Origin of the sequence: Chitinophaga sancti (assembly GCF_034087045.1) — a bacterium.
GTDB classification, from domain to species: Bacteria; Bacteroidota; Bacteroidia; order Chitinophagales; family Chitinophagaceae; genus Chitinophaga; species Chitinophaga sancti_B.
On the sequence record NZ_CP139247.1, the window covers coordinates 3,910,779 to 3,930,619 of the forward strand.

A 19,841-nucleotide genomic window follows, 5' to 3' on the forward strand; every position below is an offset into this window, starting at 1 on the left:
TTGGTCAGAATAGTTGTATGCAAATCTGGCGGTGCCAAAATTAGGCAATAGGGCGTCTGCCGGTTTACGCATTCCGGAAAAATTAAAGAGAAGAATAAATCGCTTTTGAGCGAAGAAATTTGTAGAAATTGATTAGTGCTCTTTTAATTTATTTTCTATTCTCCTGTCAGGGATGAACCAGATAACGGCTATGAGCACATAAAAGAAGATACTGATAATGGGGTAGAACCAGGCAACAGCGATACCGGAAATATACAGTGCAATAGAGAGATAGGTTTTGTAATCGCTTTTATAGGCATCTTTGAGCCGGGAGTTAGGTCCTTCATGTTTGATAATAATAATTGTCAGCAACTTCCATGAGGCGCCACACATCAGGAGAATAAATCCATAGAAAGCTACAGGCAGCGAGGCAAAATGGTTCTCATCTATCCACCCGGTAGCAAAAGGTAGCAAGGAGATCCAGAAGAGCAGATGAAGATTGCCCCAAAGGATAGCGCCATTTACTTCTTTGACAATGTGGAAGAGGTGGTGGTGGTTATTCCAGTAGATACCTACATAGATAAAACTGAATAAGTAAGAGAGCGCGATGGGGAGGAGGGGAATAATGGCGGTGAGGTTGGTGCCGTGGGGGATTTTGATTTCCAGTACCATGATGGTGATGATGATGGCGAGGACACCGTCACTGAATGCTTCAAGCCTGCTTTTATTCATTGTGGTTTCTTACTAAATTACAGATATTTATCCTAATACCGGTTTACCTGGCAGATACAATATGCTTGCCCGCCAAATAATCCTGTTGTATCATATACGCACCCAGATTAAACCATGCCGTACATTCATTCAATACAAATGCATCGGCACTGCATGCCCACACCTTGTTGTCAATCAGGTATTGGTCGGGATGTTGATGCAGCATAATCTCCCAGTGAAATTCATGTAGTGCCGCCAGCTCATAACAATACGTTTTTAACTTTCCACTATTGGATACAGGTGAGTCAAAAACCCACACTACCTTTTGCACACCCAGCGATTGCAGGGCACGGCCCACCAGCAATAACACAGCTTCAGTCTGCGCTACCTGTTTGTAAGTGCCATGTACAGAAGAGATGTCTCTATAGCAACCATCCAGTCCTTTAAATACAACTCCCCCGGAAAGTAACGTTTCTAACAATATGAGAATATTGAACCCATCCACATAAATAGTCTTGTCTTTCAATTGCTCAGGGCGCAGCTCTTTTTGTAACCTGTTTTGCAACTCCTGTTCACCACATACCATTCCCAATAATGCGGTTTGTTGTTTCTTCACGAGTGCGTACCGGTTGCCTACCAATGCAACAGCTGCCCTGGCAGGGTAATTCCTGGATAGTAAATAATACATATCCGCTACAGCCAGTTTCAACTTTTTCCCGTCTTCAAATAAGGCATTATCCTGTTCATTGGTTCTCATGCAGGCAAGTTACTATATTTGTAGCTATGGATTGGAAAGCCCGTTTTGAAACACAATCCTTCAACGAAGGAGATATCATATTTGCCCCCGGTGGCATTTGCAGGCACCTGTATTTTATTAATCAGGGAGTGGTGCGCATTATGTCTGTTTCTGACAAGGGAGATGATATTACCCATTATTTCCTGAAGGAGGATTATTTCTGTACGATACTGGGAAGCTTTTTGGAGCAAATACCCGCGCTGGAGGGAATACAGGCCGCGACCGATGTTGAAGTCTTAGTGATCGGGAAGGATGAATTCAACCAGTTATCCAAAGAAGACGAAGCTTTCAAAAAGACGTTTGATTTGCATACCACCCAGGGGTTATTACAAAAGATACAGTTTAAGAATATGCTGCATGGCCATGATGCCACTACCCGTTACCGTTTATTCCTTGAAAGACTCCCTGATATCGCTGCCCGCGTACAATTAGGATATATCGCATCTTATCTTGGCATTACCCAGCAATCCCTTAGCAGGATCCGTAAGAATTTACCAAATGGTAAATAGATTGGCAATACGGCAGGCTAGTTTTACAGCATGGAAAATTTAGCAAACAAAAAGGTGCTCATCCTCGGAGGCAGCACCGGATTAGGACTGGCCACGGCAAAAGCCGCTGCCGCAGAAGGCGCACTTGTAACAATCGTATCTAAAAATCAAAAAAGATTAGACGACGCCGCGAAACAATTGCCGCCCGGAACCACTGCATTTGCCATCGATCTGAGTGACGAAAAAGCCATCCAGTCATTTTTTGACACCTTTGGCAACTTTGATCACCTCGTGTACACCGCAGGTGAAAATCTCTCCTTATCTGTCATCAAAGACATGGACCTGGCTGCCAGCCGCAGGTATTTTGATATCCGCTACTGGGGCGCCGTTGCCGCTGTGAAATTTGGTGCTCCCTATATCAACCCCGGAGGGTCTGTTACCCTCACCAGCGGAATTGCTGCTGTAAAGCCCACAATCAGCTGGAGTATTGGTAGTAGTATCTGTGCCGCAATGGAAGGATTTACCCGCGTAATGGCCTTAGAATTGGCCCCTGTGAGGGTAAATATCGTGAGCCCCGGTCTGGTGAGGTCAAATTTATGGGATAGCATGAATGCCACAGAAAGAGAACAGCTGTTTGATACCTTTGCACAGGCATTGCCTGTCAGGTGGGTGGCAGCCCCGGAAGACATCGCCCCGACATATCTTTATCTCATGAAACAGGCATACAGCACAGGACAAAAGGTAACCGTCGATGGAGGTGCCCTGTTGATATAAATAAGCCTGTTGTTTTTGTAGAAACCAGGAGTGACTCGGAAAACTGAAGGAGAGCATACCCGGGTATACACCGAATATAAAACCGTTGTATAGCGATGGTCCGACTTCTACTTCATTCAGTTATTTGTTTAAAACATATGGCACAGAGGCATCTGTGTATGAAATAGGAGATAAGACTTCGAGCGCATTTATATTGCAAAAGAGCCAGGTGGCTGCGGATGCGATGATGGAATTATTATTAAAAAGTAGTCGTATCAAAAATAAATAAGCCTTCTTAGCATTACTTCAGGGATTGACTATTTCCGTCAGGTACCCGAGTAAATCATTCATGAAAGAGGGAATTGACCAACGGGGAATGAAAACCATTTTCGCATAAAAAGAGGTCGTATCATAAGTAGATGATACGACCTCTTTTTATTGCGGCAGATCTTTTGTATAACAATATGAAAGAAATGTACTGTTATGAGAAAATTATTGTTGCTGCTGTGTTTGCCCCTGGTTAATTACGCGCAGCAATTACCACCCCCACATGCTACGAAATCTGTTACGAAATACAGCAAGGTAAAGGGCTGGGGGGACAATGAAAAGCCGGTAGCACCGGCAGGCTTTACGGTAAGCTTATTTGCTGCCGGTCTTCAAAATCCCCGCTGGATTTATGAACTACCCAATGGGGACCTGCTGATAGCAGAGTCCAACAGCCACTTTGGTTTCTTCAAAAAGATAGGGGCGGCCATCATTGGTGCCACCCATTCCAATAGTGTAAAGAAGAGTGCGAACCGCATTACCCTGCTCAGGGATGCGGATAATGATGGCGTGCCTGAAACAAGAACCACTTTCCTGTCAGGTCTGCATCAGCCATTTGGTATGTTGCTGATAGGTGATCAACTCTATGTGGCAAATACGGACGCTATATGGCGATTTCCCTACAAAGAGGGAGCTACAGCCATCACAGCGCGGGGTATAAAGATCGCTGATCTGCCTGCTGGCAAAGTGAATCGTCACTGGACGAGGAATTTGTTGGTGAATCCATCTCATACTAAACTCTATGTATCCGTTGGGTCAGGTGATGATCATGGAGAGAAAGGAATAGAGAAAGAACAATTACGCGCGGCGATATTGGAAATGAACGTGGATGGAAGTGGGTTGCAATTATATGCCTCAGGTATACGAAATCCTGTCACCATTGCATGGGCGCCGGGTACAGATGATATGTGGGCGATTGTGAATGAAAGAGATGAATTGGGCAATGACCTGGTGCCAGATTATTTCACGCATGTACAGCGAGGTGGTTTTTATGGTTGGCCATATAGTTATTTCGGACAGCATATTGATCCACGAGTACCAGCTGCGCCTCCGGGATTGGTAGAGAAAGCCATTGTGCCGGATCTGGCATTGCCGGCGCATAGCGCTAATCTTGGAGTGGTTTTTTATACGGGGGATAAGTATAGACATGGTGCTTTTATTACGCAGCATGGATCCTGGAATAGAAAACCGGTATCAGGGTATAAAGTTATTTTTATTCCGTTTAAAAATGGTAAACCTTCAGGCCCGGGAGAAGACTTCTTGACTGGGTTTGTAAAAGATAGTGTGGCGGGGACAGTGCGTGGCAGACCGGTGGGAATTACAGTGAGTAGGAAGGGAGATTTATTTGTCACTGATGATAAAGAGAACAGGGTGTGGAAGGTGAAAGCGGATTAATTAATTTTTGTAGAAGCAGGCTAATTGTTGCACGCGGGATTGGCTGATTTAGTTGCTTGGGGCCGGTTATATTATATATACAATCCTGAGTTCAGATTAGGTACGCCTTTGGCAACGCCGGATCCTGGATACTATAAAGGTGGTGAAAAAGGATTCGCGGATTATTCAACTATGGATAAAAACCTTATCCTGGTGGAATGATGAAACTTGTCTACTTAACTATTACCAGCAGGGATAAAAACATCATGGTAACCCAATAATAATATTTTTCCCTATATTTACCCCCATGAAATTCTTGCTGGTTTTCATACTATCTCTCATCGTTCTCTGCGAAACCATCATACCTTGCTGTGTATGGGATAGTTGCGCGCAGGAAACCACCACCACCAGCAATTCAAAAAAAGACAAAGGCGAATGCTCCCCATTCACTGCTTCCTGCTCCTCCTGCACATCAGGTGTCATATTAGCAAAAGCCACCACCCCTGAATTCTCCATCACCATACCCCCTGTTAAGCACATCGCTGCTTACAAGTCCATGCGGGCCACTCCTTACACCCGTTCATTACTACAACCTCCCCGGCTGGCATAATTCCCCTCCACCATTACACAATTTTATGCTGCATGGCACCCTGCCATGAGACAAACTATTTATTATGTTAGATAAAGTCATCAGGTTTAGTATCAACAATAAACTGGTGATTGGATGCCTCACGGCCGTACTCATTGTATGGGGTGTGTGGAGCGCACTGCGCCTGCCCATCGATGCCGTACCGGACATTACCAATAACCAGGTCCAGATTATCACAAATGCCCCTACGCTCGCCACCCAGGAGGTAGAGCAGTTCGTATCATATCCCGTTGAACAAAGCATTGCCAACCTTCCCGATCTGATCGAAATCCGTTCTGTTTCAAGGTTCGGTTTATCGGTCGTGACCGCCGTATTCGACGATAAAGTGGATGTATATTTTGCCAGGCAACTCATCAATGAGCGCCTCCTGGAAGTAAGGAACCAGGTACCTGAAGGTGTTGCCATGCCTGAGCTGGCGCCTGTGAGCACCGGCCTGGGACAAATTTATGAATATGTATTACGCCCTAAAAAAGGGAGTGAACATAAATACAATGCCGCAGACCTCCGTTCTATGCAGGACTGGATTGTAGCCCGCCAACTCTATGGCACCCCGGGCATTGCAGAAGTCAATAGCTTCGGTGGTAAGCTCAAGCAATATGAAGTAGCTGTAGATCCTGACCGCCTGAAGGCCATGAATGTAAGCATCTCCGAAATTTTCACCGCCCTGCACCAGAATAACCAGAATACCGGTGGTGCTTATATTGATAAAAAGCCCAATGCCTATTTCATCAGGGGTATTGGGTTGGTGACTTCGCTGGAAGACATCGGCAATATTGTAATTAAGAATCCCGCAGGCATTCCTGTCTATATGAAGGATGTGGCGAATGTGAGATTTGGCAGTGCGATCCGCTATGGGGCCATGACCCTGAATGGAGAGGAAGAAGTAGTAGGCGGCATTATCATGATGCTGAAAGGAGCAAATAGTGCAGAGGTAGTAAAGCGGGTAAAAGCAAGAATGGAGCAGATTAAAATGGCCCTCCCCGAAGATGTGATCATTGAACCTTATCTCGATCGTACGAGTCTGGTCAACCGCGCTATCAGCACCGTAGAACGCAACCTCGTTGAAGGCGCTTTGATTGTGATCTTTGTACTGGTATTGTTTTTAGGAAATATACGCGCAGGTATCATCGTCGCATCTGCCATTCCGTTATCTATGCTTTTTGCATTGGGATTGATGAATGTATTCCATGTATCTGCAAACCTGCTAAGTTTGGGGGCTATTGATTTTGGATTGATTGTAGACGGTTCGGTCATCATTGTTGAAGCGACCCTGCATCACCTGGCCCGGCGCACCAGCCAACAAAAACTGACACAGGCAGAGATGAATGAAGAGGTATTTATTTCTGCTTCTAAGATCAGGAACAGTGCCGCTTTTGGAGAGATCATCATTTTGGTAGTATATATCCCTATCCTGACACTGGTTGGCATTGAAGGCAAAATGTTCCGTCCCATGGCACAGACTGTCGGCTTTGCGATATTAGGTGCCTTGCTGCTTTCACTGACTTATATTCCTATGATGTCGGCGTTGTTTTTGCCAAAACAAATTTCACAGAAGGTCACCTTTGCCGATAAGATGATCGGGTACTTTCAGCGGATTTATAGCAGGGCATTGGACAAGGCTATCCGGTTTAAGTATGTAGTGGTGAGTGTGGCAGTAGCGCTGACAGTGATGGCGGTGATATTATTTGCCAGAATGGGCGGGGAGTTCATTCCGCAATTGCAGGAAGGCGACTATGCTTTCCATTGTATCTTACCACCGGGATCTTCTTTGAGTCAGAGTATTGAAACATCTATGCAGGCCTCCCGGTTATTGAAAACGTTTCCCGAAGTAAAAGAGGTGATCGGTCGTACCGGGAGTGCGGAGATCCCTACCGATCCAATGCCGCCAGAAGCGACTGACCTGATCGTAGTGCTGAAAGAAAAATCAGCCTGGACCACCACGAAAGATTACAATGAACTGGCCCACCTGATGGAAGAAAAGTTAGCACAGATACCTGGTGTGTTTTTCGAAGCCAATCAGCCTATTCAAATGCGTTTTAATGAGCTGATGACGGGCATCCGGCAGGATGTAGCGGTGAAGATATTTGGTGAAAATATAGACACCCTTGCTGCAATTGCACCTAGAGTAGCTGGTGTGATACAGGGCGTGAAGGGTGTGTCCACCCCGCAGATAGAGCAAACAACAGGTTTGCCGCAGATCACCATTGAATATGACAGGATCCGTATTGCCAATTATGGATTAAACATCGCTGATATCAACAGGATAGTCAGTGCTGCCTTTGCAGGTGAAGTAGCTGGTTCTGTATTTGAAAATGAGCGGCGGTTTGACCTGGTTGTAAGACTGGATAGTGCACACCGAAGCAGTATTGATGATGTGGCCAACCTCTTTATTCCATTGCCCAATGGCAACCAGATCTTATTGAGCCAGTTAGCAAATGTATCGTTCAAAGATGGTCCGGCCCAGATAAGCAGGGAAGCGGCAAGACGCAGGGTCGTGATTGGTTTCAATGTAGTAGGCAGAGATGTGGAATCTGTAGTGGAAGAGATACAGGACAAACTCGCAAAGTATAAATTGCCTACCGGGTATTACTTTACCTATGGCGGTACTTTTGAAAACCTGCAACAGGCATCTGCCAGGTTAAGCATAGCAGTGCCAGCAGCGTTGCTGTTGATATTTGTATTACTCTACTTTACATTCCATTCTTTTAAACAGGCAGGATTGATCTTTACCGCCATTCCTATGTCAGCTATTGGTGGTGTACTGGCCTTGTTGACACGGGGAATGCCATTTTCTATCTCAGCAGGTGTAGGGTTCATCGCCTTGTTTGGCGTAGCCGTATTAAATGGAATTGTATTGATCGGCACCTTTAACCAGCTGGAAAAAGAGGGCGTGACAAATGTATTGGAACGAATAAAAAGAGGCACTATGGAACGATTACGACCTGTGTTGATGACAGCTACCGTGGCTTCCTTAGGTTTCCTGCCAATGGCATTATCATCCGGCGCAGGAGCGGAAGTACAGAAACCACTGGCCACCGTGGTGATTGGTGGATTGCTCTCTGCGACAATTTTGACCCTGATCGTGTTGCCTTTGTTGTATATGATCAGTATGAAGAAAAAGGCCCTGACCATATTGCTGTTAATAGGTTGTACATGTTCCATGAAAGTAAATGCGCAATCACCCATCACCCTCCATGATGCGTATAACAAAGCATTACAGCAAAACCTGCAAATCAGATCTGCTGACCTGCAACTGCAAAAAAGCCTTACGCTGAATGCCACCGCTGCGACCATCCCGAATACCGGGATCTTTGCAGAGAATGAAGACCTGCGACCTACCGATTCAAAAGGGATCCTGAAGATTGGGCTTTCTCAAACCCTGGATTGGCCAGGGCTGTATAAAGCAAAAAGACAGTTGCTGAATGAACAGTCTAAATCAGTTGCATATAATCGCACGATTAAAGCACTTGAAATAAAAAGAGAAGTACAAAGTACCTGGTACGCGCTCTGGTATTATCAAAGCAGACAGGCACTGTGGACAAGGCTGGATAGTATTTATACATCCTTGTCAGCCGCCGCTGTATTAAGAGTAAAGACGGGTGAAAGTGCCGGATTAGATAGTATTGCGGCCATTGCAAAAGCAAGAGAAACCACTGTACAGTTACAACTCATAGATCGTGATCTGAAAGTACAGCAGGCGGTATTAAAAAAACTGTTGAATACTGATACCGCTTATGTAGCAAAGAGTACCGGCATTGAAAAGGTCGCTGTCGATTATGGTGACAGTCTGGATGTAACTCATCCTTTTATTCAACAACAGGAACAGAATATTGCCATTGCCAATGCGGAGATCAGGGTAGCCCGTCAAACCCGTATGCCCGATTTTCAGGGACGTTTCTTCACACAACGCCTGTATGGCATGCGTGATCCTTATTCCGGATTCTCATTTACTGTCGGTGTTCCTTTGTTTGGAAGAGGTGCGTATCATAACAGCATCAAAGCGGCACAGGTAGAAAAACAATTCCAGCAATCCGTACTCGACTATCAGCAACAAGCATTGCAAACAGAGCGTCAGCAGGATGTACAGCAGTTGCAAAAGAATAAAGAGTTACTGGATTATTATGAATCCACCGGTTTGAAACAGGCGGATCTGATCATCAAAGCTGCCAACCTGAGTTATCGGGCCGGTGAAATCAGTTTTGCAGAGCTTTCGCAATTCCTGACACAAGCTATCGATATACAAAGAAATTACCTGGATGTATTGAACCAATACAATCAGTCCGCCATTCAATTAAACTTCTATTTAAACAGATAAAATGAAGAAAGTATTTTTCTTAATCATATTGACGTTATCCGCCTGCGTTCAACCAAAAGCAACGCATGAAGAGGACGACGCTGCTGAAACGGAAACCAATGTTGCCACCATCACGCCGGAACAAATGAAAGCAGTCGGCATTGAATTGGATACTGTCAGCCAGAAAAGCCTGGTAGATGCGATCAAGTTAAGCGGCATGCTCTCAGTGCCTAATCAGAACAAAGCATTAGTAACCGCACTGACCAGTGGCATTGTGAAAACGCTGACCGTGCTACCCGGTGATTATGTAAAGAAAGGACAGGTCATTGCAACACTCGTCAACCCTGAACTGACAAAGGTGCAGGAGGAATTACAATCTACCATTGCCCAATTGAACCTTGCAAGAATAGAACAACAACGCCAGCAGGAATTAGTAGCCGGCAATGCAGCGCCATTAAAAAACCTGCAAAGGGTAGAGACCGAAATCGCTACCCTCACTGCTACGCGAAATGCCTTGCAGCAACAACTGTCTGCATTAGGGATCTCTGCCTCAGCAGTGTCTGCCGGCAAGATCACCACAACGATTGCCATTACTGCACCTATCAGTGGCACCATCAGCAATGTGAAGGCAGAGATAGGAGCGAATGTAGATGCAGCTACCCCCGTAGCGCAGATAGTCAATAACTCTGAATTACACCTCGACCTGTTTGTATATGAGAAGGATCTGTCTAAATTGAAACCCAAACAGGATATTACCTTCACCTTGACAAACAATCCCGGCAAGACGTACGAAGCAGCCGTGTTTTCTATAGGCACTGCATTTGAAAATGACACCAAGACAATTCCAGTACATGCAGTGGTGAATGGAGATAAATCAGGATTGATAGAAGGGATGAATGTAACAGCGGTCGTAAGTACCGGTGCCATTAAAGGCCCTGCAGTACCTTCTGCCGCTATTGTAAGTCATGCAGGAGAGGATTATATATTTGTGATGATAAAAGAAACAAAAGAAGGCTATGAGTTTGAAAAGTGGCCGGTAGCAAAAGGTGTTGCTGATGTGGGATATTCCGCTATCACTCCTGTCAGAGAATTGCCTGCGCATGCCAAAGTGGTGACCAAAGGTGCTTTCTTTGTGTTGGCAAAACTGACGAATAAAGGGGAAGAATAGTATGTTGTAAAATTTTTAGCATGTAGCCCATGCTAAAAATTACCCTATTATTATGATGCACCGATGCTTCCTTAAGAAAAGCAATATATGCCCCGCCTCCCGCTGGTTTGCAGACACTCAGCTGGCAAACCGGCGGTGACTGGGCGGATCACCCCGGTACAAGCCTCACAACTGGTAAAAGAATAAGTTGTCAATTGGTAATACAGGTTGTCTCTCCTTACCCTAACTTTGCAGGAATGGAACCACTCATTACGTACCTGCTTCAATTTGGGTACCTGACTGAACAACAGATCGCGCAAATCAAAAGTAAAGCACAATGGAAAAAGCTGCCCAAAGGAGCGAGTTTCTCCGAAGCCGGGAAAGTATCCGAAGAAATAGGTTATGTAACCGAAGGAGTTTGCCGTATTTGTTATTATAACAAAGCAGGAGAGGGGTTCACCCGTTATTTTGTATATGAAGACCGTTTTGCGGCCGACTTCAGTAGTTTTCGTGATGAACTGCCTGCTTCAGAATATATAGAGGCTGTGACTGATTGTGTATTGCTCGTGTTCTCAAAAGCAGATTTCAATTACCTCGACAAAGTGGTGCCCGGCTGGAAAGATATTTTTGCAAGGATCACAGCATCCGTGTTGGAAAGTAAGATGAAAGCCGCCGGCAATATGCTGGTACAGGATGCGCAATCCCGTTATTTGCATTTTATAGAATACTACCCGGGGTTAGCGAACAGGGTGCCACAGGCCATGCTCGCATCCTATCTTGGTATTACTCCGTCGTCGTTAAGCCGTATCAGGAAATCCCTCCTTTGATCATGACCGCCAGTAATAGTTTCAGATGGACCACGGCTGTAACCAGCCTTGCTTTCGTAGTTGCACAATTAGATGTTTCCATCGTAAATATCGCCTTACCCGAAATCGCAAAGACATTTAAAGCTGATATGAGCATACTGCAATGGGTAATTGATGCCTATGCATTGGCCTTTGCGGTATTGATGTTGTCAGCAGGGAACCTGAGTGATTTGTTTGGCGCCAAACATGTATTTCAGTGGGGGATGTTCATATTTTGCGCCGCCTCAGTAGGCTGTGGATTTGCAGGTACTGCAGGAATGCTGATAGTATGGAGAGTATTGCAGGGCGTTGGCGCAGCTACCATGATACCCAGTTCGCTGGCTATTCTAAATCAGAGCTTTGCCCATATGCCGGATATTCGTGCAAGGGCGGTCGGTTTGTGGACGGCGGCAGGTAGTGCCGCTATTGCAGCCGGACCTATTGCAGGAGGTATTATTATTTCTGTCAGCAACTGGCGTTATATCTTCTTTGTAAATGCGCCATTGTGTATAGCGGGGATGTTGCTGACAGTAAGATTACCGAAAAATGAATCGGCGGTAGTTAAAAAGAAGATAGATTTTCCGGGTACGATTACCTGGATGATTGCGATCACTACCCTGATTGGCGCCATCATTGAGGGCCCTAAATTAGGCATCACGCATCCGTTCATCTACGGCGCCTGTCTGCTCAGTATCGTATCATTGATTGTGTTTATCATACTGGAAAAGAAAGGTAGTCATCCCATGTTGCCATTGTATCTTTTTCATTCAGGGTCATTCAATGTATTGTTGTTGTTGGGGGCATTGTTGAATGGATTCTATTACGGCACTGTGTTTATACTGAGCCTGTACCTGCAAAATGTATTGCATTATCCTTCATTGACGGCGGGTTTTGCGTTTCTGCCTTTGACGATCGGGTTTGTGATTTCCAATTTAATGAGTGGGTCGATTATCAATAAATACGGAATTCGTAAACCTATACTCGTAGGTTTGGTGATGTTCGCCATTGGGTTTGCAGGTTTGTTGATTGCAAAGGAAGATACGCCTTACTGGCAGTTGTTCCTGCCTTTCCTGATTATTCCAATGGGGATGGGATTGGCCGTGCCTTCGATGACCACGGGTATTTTGTCCAGCGTGGATAAGCAATTGTCAGGTACGGCTTCTGCTGCTTTGAATACGGTGCGGCAGGCAGCAGGTGCTACCGGTGTGGCGATACTGGGTGCAGCTGCTGCAGGAGGAGGTATGGCCATCCTGCATGCGATCTCACTGAGTGTGTATGTGGCAGTGGCGGGTACATTTGTTTTAATCGCCCTTATTTACCTGAAGTTGAAAGCGCGTCATTAAACCTTACCCATTAATTGTATTCTGTGGGTATTGCCCCAGTGAGATAATTCTTTGATCACAGTTTCCAGGGTAAGACCATATTCCGTAATGGCATAGTTTACACTCACCGGTTTATTATCGTGACCTTCCTCGTTTCTGATGCGGCCAGGTGCGTGACAGGGGATAGTATTAAAGCTTCCGGTGGTTTGCAATAATTAATAAAGAGCAAGGAGATTCAAGCCCTTGCGCTTTATTTTTCTGAAAATGGATTCATCTTCGTTGGTGAATCTCCTCTTTCATGAATATTATATTTACAGATTATTCAGTAATTCCCTCGCCTGATTCAACTCCCAATCCAATTCCTCCGCTTCCTCATCTGTCAGTATCGCTTCTATCGCACGTTCCAGGTTCTTGCCGGCAGCTTCCTCATCACCTATATTAAAGAAATATTCACCCAGTACTACACTACTCCTGACCACATGTACCTGATCATCATTTTGCATACTGTTCAGCAGTACTTTTTCCAGCAATTGCAGGGCTTCTTCTTCCCGGCCCTCATCCAGCAGCCGTATGGCTTTGTTATATTCTAAATTTAGTTCCATGATACAATTTTACTTAATTTTTATGAAATGAAATGTCCGGTTCCCCCTTCATATTGTCTAACCCGGGGGAATGATCCTTTCCTTCCGGCCCCGTTTGCCGCACCTTTGGATCATAAAACAATAACGACATGAATCATAAAGCAGTAAACGCCATCTATTGGACAGGTATCGCCCTCACATCATTATGGTTTGGTACCAGTGGTATTTGTGAACTCACAAACAATCCGCTGGTATGGAATATCACCTTACAACTGGGCTATCCGCCACATTTTATTTATATACTGGGTGTAGCAAAATTATCCGGCATTGCAGTGCTCCTCATTCCAAATAAGTTGAACAGGCTGAAAGAATGGGTTTTTGCAGGTATGTTTTTCGATATCATTTTTGCCTTCGGATCTAAATTAGCTGTGTTGGGGGCGGCTGCTACCGTGGATGCCGTCATTGCATTTATAATGGTCGGGGTCACGTACCTCATGTTCCGTAAAAGAACCGTCTCAAATTTTTGAGGCGGTTTTTTTATACCTTTAAAGTATGAAAGCATATATCACAGATAGTCATTTAGGACAGGAATTGCAGACAGGGAATGGCATCAGTTATATCAATAATCCTATAGCCCATACAAAGAACTTTAGGATGATTTTAGATGATGTAGCGGAGAGAGGAATTAAAGAGATTGTATTTGGAGGGGATATTGGCTCCCCTGAAATGAATCAATGGTTCTTTGATGTAATTGCGCAGAGAGGGTTTTCATTGTGGATGGTATTGGGAAACCATGATACCTTTGCTGCTGTGAGTCAATATTATCCAGAGCCTGCAAATTATATCAAAGAGGATGCAGCGATAAGGTATATTATCTTAGATACTTCTGATAATAAAATAGATGGGGAGCGATTGAGATGGTTAAGAGAAATGTTAAATACAGACAAAGAGATCGTTCTTTTTGTACACCATCCTGTGTTAGCGATCAATACCCCGATAGAAGGATTAGGTGCTGCGCTGCAAGGTCGGGATGAGTTGAAGGCTTTGTTAAAAGGATCACATAAAAAAATAACGATTTTCTGTGGTCACTACCATATGATAGATGAAGCTGAAGAAGATAATATTTATCAATACACAACACCAGCCGCTTCTTACCAGATTGGAAAAGAAACGGCTGAGGTAGAGATAGACCAAAGTGTATGTGGATATAGAATAATAGATACGACTGGTGGGGATATTACTACAGAGATGGTGTTACTTTTGACGCTGCCGTAATCTCACCCGTAGAAGGATTTTGGACCATGGCGATGATTTCATAATCCTGTGTATTAAATCCCGCAGGCAGATCAATGGCTTCTTTATTTTTTACTAAATGAAGGCTTCGTACAATTTGAATATGGCTGAGCGTACGTCCTTCATTTTCTCCTCTCTTCACCTGTGTCATCGCATGCTTCTGCACCACTGCGATTAATATATTTTTCTGATTGATAGTTAGCTTCCCTCCCTGGATATTTCCCTGCACATTCAGGGTTGTTGTCGCTGTTTTTGACAATGCCGCATTAATAGTTTTATTCACAATCGCAGCATCACTGCCTATGCATTCGCTGGTGCCATTCATCACCAGTTGTGGCGTATAAACCTGGCTGGAGAGGAACTGACTATACTGGTACTGTCTTTCTGAAAACTGATGACAGCTAAAGGGATCTTTCCATCCCAGCCGATCCCAGTAGTCTACATGATATTCCAATATATACACCGGTTTGTCAGTCTTTATACTGGCTAACAATTCTTCAGCTGGCGGACAGCTGGAACATCCTTCTGATGTAAATAACTCAAGGACGATAAACCCCTGGGAAAACGCTTTAAATTGTAATAGCGTCATGGCTGCTAATAAATAGATCTTTTTCATGTTGTAAAATTATTTATCAGGCAGGTCAAATGTAAGGATGAATCCCTTCAGGTGGACATAATCAACCGTCAATAATTTATGTTTTGGAATGTTTGACTCAGGAATGGGTTTGTCTGACTGAAGGCTTTGCTACTGAACTTCAGTGCGTAGTTTTTTCACATTTGTGTCTCTGGACGACAGGGAAATGGTTTATTTATTTTTGATGCATCCTCTTCCTTTTATCTCTCTTCCATCCATGTCAGGAAATTATGTGACTTCTCTTTATTGATCAACAACTTCTCCGCCGTCTCTATCACCAGCTTCACATATAGCTTTCTTAAAAAATAAGGTTCTACCTCTTTGATCGCTTTAAAATTCACGAGGTACTGCCTGTTCACCCTAAAGAATTGTTTGGCAGATACCATCCCCGCGATCTGATCCAGTGACTGATTAATAATAAACTGCTCCTTATCAAAACACACGATAATTGTACAGTCATTCTTGATAAAGAAATATGCAATATTTTCAACAGGTACAGTGGTGTACTTCTGATTTTTGAAAACAAGAAAACTCGTTTTGCCCGCTGCCGGCGCACCCAGTTTGGATAATAGGTCACCCAGGTCAGGCATAACCTTTTGCTGAAAGAAGTTCTTTAATTCATCTACCTTTCTCAACGCTTCCTGTATGTCTTCCTTTGAAAATGGCTTCAGTACATAATCTACCCCGTTGTTTTTAAAAGCATCGAGTGAGTATTCATCAAAAGCTGTACAGAATACGACCGGACAACTAATACTAACAGATTTAAATATTTCAAAGCAAAGGCCATCTGCCAACTGAATATCCATAAAGATCAGGTCGGGCTGGTTGTGAGTAGACAAAGCTTCTACGGAGCTTTCCACACTTTGGTACTGGCCAACTATTTTGGCTGCAGGTTTTATTTTCAGGATGATTTGTTCCAGTGACTTCGCGGTCCTTAATTCATCTTCAATTATTACGATATTCATAAATCAACGGCAGTTTGATTTGAAAGAGGGTATCTGTTTTAATGATGTCAATATGTTTTTGTAACAGGTGGCTATACCGCAGATCGATGTTTTTGAGTCCTACGCCAAGAGAGTTATTTTCTCCCACCTTTGGCTGTAACTGATTTTCTACCACGATCTTTTCTGCTTCTCCATAAATACGGATATGTAGCGGTTTTTGCAGCGATACTACATTGTGTTTGATGCAGTTTTCTACCAGTAATTGTAATGTGAAAGGAGGAATGAGTGTTTTTAGCATTGATTCATCCAGGTCGTTGGTAAAAGTAAATCCTGCATCAAAACGGGCCTTTTGTAGGAAGAGATAAGCATTCAGGATCTCCATTTCTTCATGTACATGAATGAGGTCCAGCTTCCGGCTTTCTAAGGTGAACCGGTAAAAGTTGGACAATTTGATGATGAAATCAATGGCTTCTTCGTCGCCGGTTTCGACCATTGCCTTCAGGGTGTTCAGACTGTTGAAAAGGAAGTGTGGGTTCACCTGTTGCTTCAGTAATTCATACTGTGCGCCGAGGTTGTCATTTTTGATGCGTTCCAGTTCCATGTTTACATGCTGGTTCTCGTAGTTCTGTTGCATGAGGTGCAGGAACATGTAGAATACGAGGTTGATGAGGATACCTCTTACTTCCACCATCAGCATCACAGGCCCGAAGTTGATATGAGAGAGGATCAGTTGCTGGATCCAGGCAAGGGCGAACATGATTACCATACCAAAGGCGAGACTGCTCAGGAGTTTGGTGTAAGAGATGCTTTTTTGCTGTGGCATTCTGCGCAGGATGTAAATATTAAAATACCACATAAGCACAGCAAAAATTCCAGTAATGGCTGCATTTACGATAGCTTCCATTGTATTGAAATGTTGCTGTGCTATTTGTGGTACGGACGATAACAGACCCAGAAAGATCGAACTGATCCAGATAGTCGCCTGTGATATTTTAAGTTTATTTTCTTTCATTCGTTTTTAAAGATAAATTATTTGCTTCGATGATGGCCATAGATGCTTCCTGGGGGAGGTTGTGACCGATGCCGCTGCTGATTTTATAGTATGCATATAGCCCTTTGAATTATTCCTTTAAAGATAAATTATTTGCTTCGATGATGGCATTTGCAAATGCTACAGGTGCTTCCTGGGGGAAGTTGTGACCAATGCCGCTGGTAATGGTATGGTGAGCATATGGCCCTTTAAATTTCGCCGCATATTGGGCCGGATCGGGGTGTGGGGCACCATTGGCATCGCCTTCCAGGGTCACCGTAGGTACTGTAATGGCAGGGGCGGTGGCCAGTTTGGCTTCTATAGCATCGTATTGTTTTTCACCTTTGGCAAGGCCCAGGCGCCAGCGGTAGTTATGGATCACGATGGCTACATGGTCCGGATTATTAAAAGCAGCAGCAGATTGGGCATAGGTGGCTGAGTCAAAATGCCATTGAGGGGAAGCCAGCTGCCAGATGAGTTGATTAAATTCATTTGTATTGGAAGCGTAACCTTGCTGACCCCTTTCGGTGGCAAAGTAGAATTGATACCACCAGGCCAGTTCTGCTTTGGGCTTTAAAGGGGCGAGGTTGGCTTGCTGACTGCCTATGAGGTAACCGCTGACAGATACGAGGGCGGTACAGCGGTCAGGCCATATAGCAGCAATGATATCCGCAGTTCTGGCACCCCAGTCAAAACCTCCGATAATGGCGCTTTTAATTTTCAGGGCATCCATGAAGGCGATAATATCGCTTGCAATGGCCGCTTGCTGCCCATTTCTGGGCATTTTATCAGAAAGGAAGGAAGTAGTGCCATATCCCCTTAAATAAGGCACAATGACCCTATATCCTTTATTTGTCAAAATAGAGGTGACGCTGTCAAAACTATGGATATCGTAAGGCCAGCCGTGTAATAAGATAACCGGTTTCCCATTGGCAGGGCCGCTTTCTGCATAACCTACATCCAATACACCGGCATGGATCTGTTTGATAGATTGTGCCTGTAAGGAGGTGGCGAAGAAGAGCAGGGCAAGGAATATATTTTTCATGATGAGTTGTTTTGATTGTGAATCAAAGGTATCAGCATGATTATCCACTGAAAAGATGCAAATCCCCGAAGTGGACAAATGAAGGGGCCAGCTAGACATATACATGGAGAGGTCAATTAAGCATACAAATGAAGGGGTCAGCTAGACATATAATGGAGAGGTCAATTGTGCATACAAATGAAGGAGTCAGGTAGACATGTAATGAAGTGGCCAGTTAGACATACCATGAACTGGTCAATTGGAAATATTAATGAAATAGTCAGTCAGACATATTAAAAAGGCAGGGATCATCTGACCCCTGCTTTCCTTTTTAACCATTTCCATGTCAATACTGCTCCTGTCACACTGACCATTGTACCACCCAGCATTAAAATCCACACGACTACATCCCACAATGGCCTTTTATAAACCAAAAAACTAAAATCAAGACTGTGTAAACCATGATACAACCACCGCTCCACCCTTGCGCCATTATCCTCTTGCAGCACCAGCTGGCCGGTGCTGAGGTTTATATAAGACCAGGTGTCACCATCTTTTACCCTTAAAACAGGAAGTCGCTTTTCGTATTTACGTGAATAGTAATAGTCATCGTAAGTAGCCAGTATTTCTTTCTTCCCTTTTATATGAAAGATACTGGTATCGAATCGTTCAAATGGTTCGCTACCCGCTTTGTCACCTGCCACCAGCTGTGTATGCTGGCCATCTTTCCAGCCAAGGTAATAAGGTTTTCCTTCCACTTCTAAAAACTGGATTTCTTTTACATCCGAAAAATTGCGAGGTAAAGCAACAAAATTATCCTGAATGGAGATCTTTGGTTTTGTACTCTTTCCCAAAGGCAGCGGACTCATTGAAAACAACCCACTCAATACCCATGTAAATACAAACAACCCAAAGATAAATCCTGTATAATGATGGTACTTAAACCATACTTTTTTATAAGGACTGAATTGCATACCCCGCTTCCTTTTATACCTCACAAAACCCATGATAATGCCGGCCAGACACATCATGGTACCCATCAATGATACCCATATCACCACCTGACTCCATACAGGTCTGTTCCTGATCAGTATAGTCGGATAGATCCAGTGAGGAATAGGTCCCAGCCATGCCAATAGCCTTTGTCTGGCATTTACCATCTGCACCACTTCGGCCGTATGCATAGATACATACACATAATTGCCGGCAGCATCATCCATTTTAAATTTATACACATCCGGCAGATATCCCTGCGAACGATGCGCTGCCATCCATTGATCTATTTCATGTAAGACCTCCACAGACGCAGGTTGGCTATGCGCAAAAGCAGTGGCGATCTGGCTGGCTAATGCCGTATCTACTCCCGGCAGCGTATCTCCATTATCTGCAAAGATCACCTGCTGGTCAATCCTGTAAACAGGTCTGTCCAGCAGCATGCCCAGTCTTACACGCTTTGCATCTTTGATCTGAGGCGGAATAATATGACATTGCTCCAATTTAAGCTGGGGCAACCGTTGTAAGCGCTGTTCATATTTCATCGTCGGATATGTGACATACATCATCATCATCCCGGATAAAAACCAAACGACAAACATCATACTCAGTGCGAACCCCAGGTACCGGTGTATGAGCAATACTGCTTTGAACTTCATC

At 44.3% G+C, this 19,841-nt stretch carries 19 protein-coding genes; 10 read left to right on the top strand and 9 right to left on the bottom strand.

Translation table 11 applies throughout. The features are described 5' to 3' along the window. Positions 1-132: 132 nt before the first annotated feature. Complete coding sequence (locus SIO70_RS16120; protein ID WP_320581880.1) at positions 133-711, bottom strand: TMEM175 family protein; 579 nt, start codon at positions 709-711, stop codon at positions 133-135. 43 nt (positions 712-754) lie between these two features. Beyond that, entirely contained in the window at positions 755-1,447 is a 693-nt protein-coding gene (locus tag SIO70_RS16125; protein ID WP_320581881.1) for a DUF434 domain-containing protein, read from the bottom strand. Between the two features lie 26 nt (positions 1,448-1,473). On the opposite strand from SIO70_RS16125, the gene SIO70_RS16130 reads away from it, so the two are divergent. The 8 genes from SIO70_RS16130 to SIO70_RS16165 all read left to right on the top strand — a co-directional run bounded on the left by SIO70_RS16130 (position 1,474) and on the right by SIO70_RS16165 (position 12,703). Continuing rightward, positions 1,474-1,995: a Crp/Fnr family transcriptional regulator gene (locus tag SIO70_RS16130; protein WP_320581882.1), complete on the top strand. Its 522-nt coding sequence runs from the start codon at positions 1,474-1,476 to the stop codon at positions 1,993-1,995. 30 nt (positions 1,996-2,025) lie between these two features. Then, entirely contained in the window at positions 2,026-2,748 is a 723-nt protein-coding gene (locus tag SIO70_RS16135; protein ID WP_320581883.1) for an SDR family oxidoreductase, read from the top strand. A 462-nt stretch (positions 2,749-3,210) separates the two neighbouring features. Further along, positions 3,211-4,446 (top strand): sorbosone dehydrogenase family protein, encoded by a 1,236-nt coding sequence (locus SIO70_RS16140; protein WP_320581884.1) that lies wholly within the window; start codon positions 3,211-3,213, stop codon positions 4,444-4,446. Between the two features lie 286 nt (positions 4,447-4,732). Then, on the top strand, positions 4,733-5,035 hold the full coding sequence (locus SIO70_RS16145; RefSeq protein WP_320581885.1) for a hypothetical protein: 303 nt from the start codon (positions 4,733-4,735) through the stop codon (positions 5,033-5,035). A gap of 64 nt (positions 5,036-5,099) precedes the next feature. Continuing rightward, the gene (locus SIO70_RS16150; RefSeq protein ID WP_320581886.1) at positions 5,100-9,389 is read left to right on the top strand and encodes a CusA/CzcA family heavy metal efflux RND transporter; all 4,290 of its coding nucleotides are present in this window, start codon (positions 5,100-5,102) and stop codon (positions 9,387-9,389) included. Position 9,390: 1 nt separating this feature from the next. Then, entirely contained in the window at positions 9,391-10,536 is a 1,146-nt protein-coding gene (locus SIO70_RS16155; protein WP_320581887.1) for an efflux RND transporter periplasmic adaptor subunit, read from the top strand. Between the two features lie 236 nt (positions 10,537-10,772). After that, complete coding sequence (locus tag SIO70_RS16160) at positions 10,773-11,342, top strand: Crp/Fnr family transcriptional regulator (RefSeq protein ID WP_320581888.1); 570 nt, start codon at positions 10,773-10,775, stop codon at positions 11,340-11,342. A gap of 2 nt (positions 11,343-11,344) precedes the next feature. Continuing rightward, on the top strand, positions 11,345-12,703 hold the full coding sequence (locus SIO70_RS16165; protein WP_320581889.1) for an MFS transporter: 1,359 nt from the start codon (positions 11,345-11,347) through the stop codon (positions 12,701-12,703). Here SIO70_RS16165 and SIO70_RS16170 read toward each other — a convergent pair. Both SIO70_RS16170 and SIO70_RS16175 read right to left on the bottom strand, forming a co-directional pair. Continuing rightward, entirely contained in the window at positions 12,700-12,894 is a 195-nt protein-coding gene (locus tag SIO70_RS16170) for a winged helix-turn-helix transcriptional regulator (RefSeq protein WP_320581890.1), read from the bottom strand. The two genes, SIO70_RS16165 and SIO70_RS16170, sit on opposite strands and share 4 nt — an antisense overlap. Before the next feature lie 99 nt (positions 12,895-12,993). Continuing rightward, the gene (locus tag SIO70_RS16175; protein WP_083727465.1) at positions 12,994-13,284 is read right to left on the bottom strand and encodes a hypothetical protein; all 291 of its coding nucleotides are present in this window, start codon (positions 13,282-13,284) and stop codon (positions 12,994-12,996) included. 128 nt (positions 13,285-13,412) lie between these two features. Between SIO70_RS16175 and SIO70_RS16180 the strand changes: the two genes are divergently transcribed. Both SIO70_RS16180 and SIO70_RS16185 read left to right on the top strand, forming a co-directional pair. Next, a complete protein-coding gene (locus SIO70_RS16180; protein ID WP_320581891.1) occupies positions 13,413-13,790 on the top strand; it encodes a DoxX family protein in 378 nt (125 codons plus the stop codon). Between the two features lie 25 nt (positions 13,791-13,815). Next, a complete protein-coding gene (locus SIO70_RS16185) occupies positions 13,816-14,538 on the top strand; it encodes a metallophosphoesterase family protein (RefSeq protein ID WP_320581892.1) in 723 nt (240 codons plus the stop codon). On the opposite strand, the gene SIO70_RS16190 is transcribed toward SIO70_RS16185, so the two are convergent. From SIO70_RS16190 to SIO70_RS16210, 5 genes are all read right to left on the bottom strand, one after another. Continuing rightward, the gene (locus SIO70_RS16190) at positions 14,504-15,172 is read right to left on the bottom strand and encodes a DUF1223 domain-containing protein (RefSeq protein WP_320581893.1); all 669 of its coding nucleotides are present in this window, start codon (positions 15,170-15,172) and stop codon (positions 14,504-14,506) included. The genes SIO70_RS16185 and SIO70_RS16190 overlap by 35 nt on opposite strands. A 218-nt stretch (positions 15,173-15,390) precedes the next feature. After that, the gene (locus SIO70_RS16195) at positions 15,391-16,155 is read right to left on the bottom strand and encodes a LytTR family DNA-binding domain-containing protein (protein WP_320581894.1); all 765 of its coding nucleotides are present in this window, start codon (positions 16,153-16,155) and stop codon (positions 15,391-15,393) included. Continuing rightward, positions 16,136-17,146, bottom strand: coding sequence for a sensor histidine kinase (locus SIO70_RS16200; protein WP_320581895.1), 1,011 nt, complete (start codon positions 17,144-17,146; stop codon positions 16,136-16,138). The genes SIO70_RS16195 and SIO70_RS16200 overlap by 20 nt, the downstream gene beginning before the upstream one ends. A gap of 109 nt (positions 17,147-17,255) precedes the next feature. Beyond that, positions 17,256-18,209, bottom strand: coding sequence for an alpha/beta hydrolase (locus SIO70_RS16205; protein ID WP_320581896.1), 954 nt, complete (start codon positions 18,207-18,209; stop codon positions 17,256-17,258). Between the two features lie 287 nt (positions 18,210-18,496). Further along, positions 18,497-19,840 (bottom strand): PepSY domain-containing protein, encoded by a 1,344-nt coding sequence (locus SIO70_RS16210; protein WP_320581897.1) that lies wholly within the window; start codon positions 19,838-19,840, stop codon positions 18,497-18,499. Position 19,841: the final 1 nt, after the last annotated feature.

Excerpts from the sequence above, each read along its gene's own strand:
- SIO70_RS16120 (WP_320581880.1), bottom strand. The coding sequence starts at position 711 with ATGAATAAAAGCAGGCTTGAAGCATTCAGTGACGGTGTCCTCGCCATC.
- SIO70_RS16125 (WP_320581881.1), bottom strand. The coding sequence starts at position 1,447 with ATGAGAACCAATGAACAGGATAATGCCTTATTTGAAGACGGGAAAAAG.
- SIO70_RS16130 (WP_320581882.1), top strand. The coding sequence starts at position 1,474 with ATGGATTGGAAAGCCCGTTTTGAAACACAATCCTTCAACGAAGGAGAT.
- SIO70_RS16135 (WP_320581883.1), top strand. The coding sequence starts at position 2,026 with ATGGAAAATTTAGCAAACAAAAAGGTGCTCATCCTCGGAGGCAGCACC.
- SIO70_RS16140 (WP_320581884.1), top strand. The coding sequence starts at position 3,211 with ATGAGAAAATTATTGTTGCTGCTGTGTTTGCCCCTGGTTAATTACGCG.
- SIO70_RS16145 (WP_320581885.1), top strand. The coding sequence starts at position 4,733 with ATGAAATTCTTGCTGGTTTTCATACTATCTCTCATCGTTCTCTGCGAA.
- SIO70_RS16150 (WP_320581886.1), top strand. The coding sequence starts at position 5,100 with ATGTTAGATAAAGTCATCAGGTTTAGTATCAACAATAAACTGGTGATT.
- SIO70_RS16155 (WP_320581887.1), top strand. The coding sequence starts at position 9,391 with ATGAAGAAAGTATTTTTCTTAATCATATTGACGTTATCCGCCTGCGTT.
- SIO70_RS16160 (WP_320581888.1), top strand. The coding sequence starts at position 10,773 with ATGGAACCACTCATTACGTACCTGCTTCAATTTGGGTACCTGACTGAA.
- SIO70_RS16165 (WP_320581889.1), top strand. The coding sequence starts at position 11,345 with ATGACCGCCAGTAATAGTTTCAGATGGACCACGGCTGTAACCAGCCTT.
- SIO70_RS16175 (WP_083727465.1), bottom strand. The coding sequence starts at position 13,284 with ATGGAACTAAATTTAGAATATAACAAAGCCATACGGCTGCTGGATGAG.
- SIO70_RS16180 (WP_320581891.1), top strand. The coding sequence starts at position 13,413 with ATGAATCATAAAGCAGTAAACGCCATCTATTGGACAGGTATCGCCCTC.
- SIO70_RS16185 (WP_320581892.1), top strand. The coding sequence starts at position 13,816 with ATGAAAGCATATATCACAGATAGTCATTTAGGACAGGAATTGCAGACA.
- SIO70_RS16190 (WP_320581893.1), bottom strand. The coding sequence starts at position 15,172 with ATGAAAAAGATCTATTTATTAGCAGCCATGACGCTATTACAATTTAAA.
- SIO70_RS16195 (WP_320581894.1), bottom strand. The coding sequence starts at position 16,155 with ATGAATATCGTAATAATTGAAGATGAATTAAGGACCGCGAAGTCACTG.
- SIO70_RS16200 (WP_320581895.1), bottom strand. The coding sequence starts at position 17,146 with ATGAAAGAAAATAAACTTAAAATATCACAGGCGACTATCTGGATCAGT.
- SIO70_RS16205 (WP_320581896.1), bottom strand. The coding sequence starts at position 18,209 with ATGAAAAATATATTCCTTGCCCTGCTCTTCTTCGCCACCTCCTTACAG.
- SIO70_RS16210 (WP_320581897.1), bottom strand. The coding sequence starts at position 19,840 with ATGAAGTTCAAAGCAGTATTGCTCATACACCGGTACCTGGGGTTCGCA.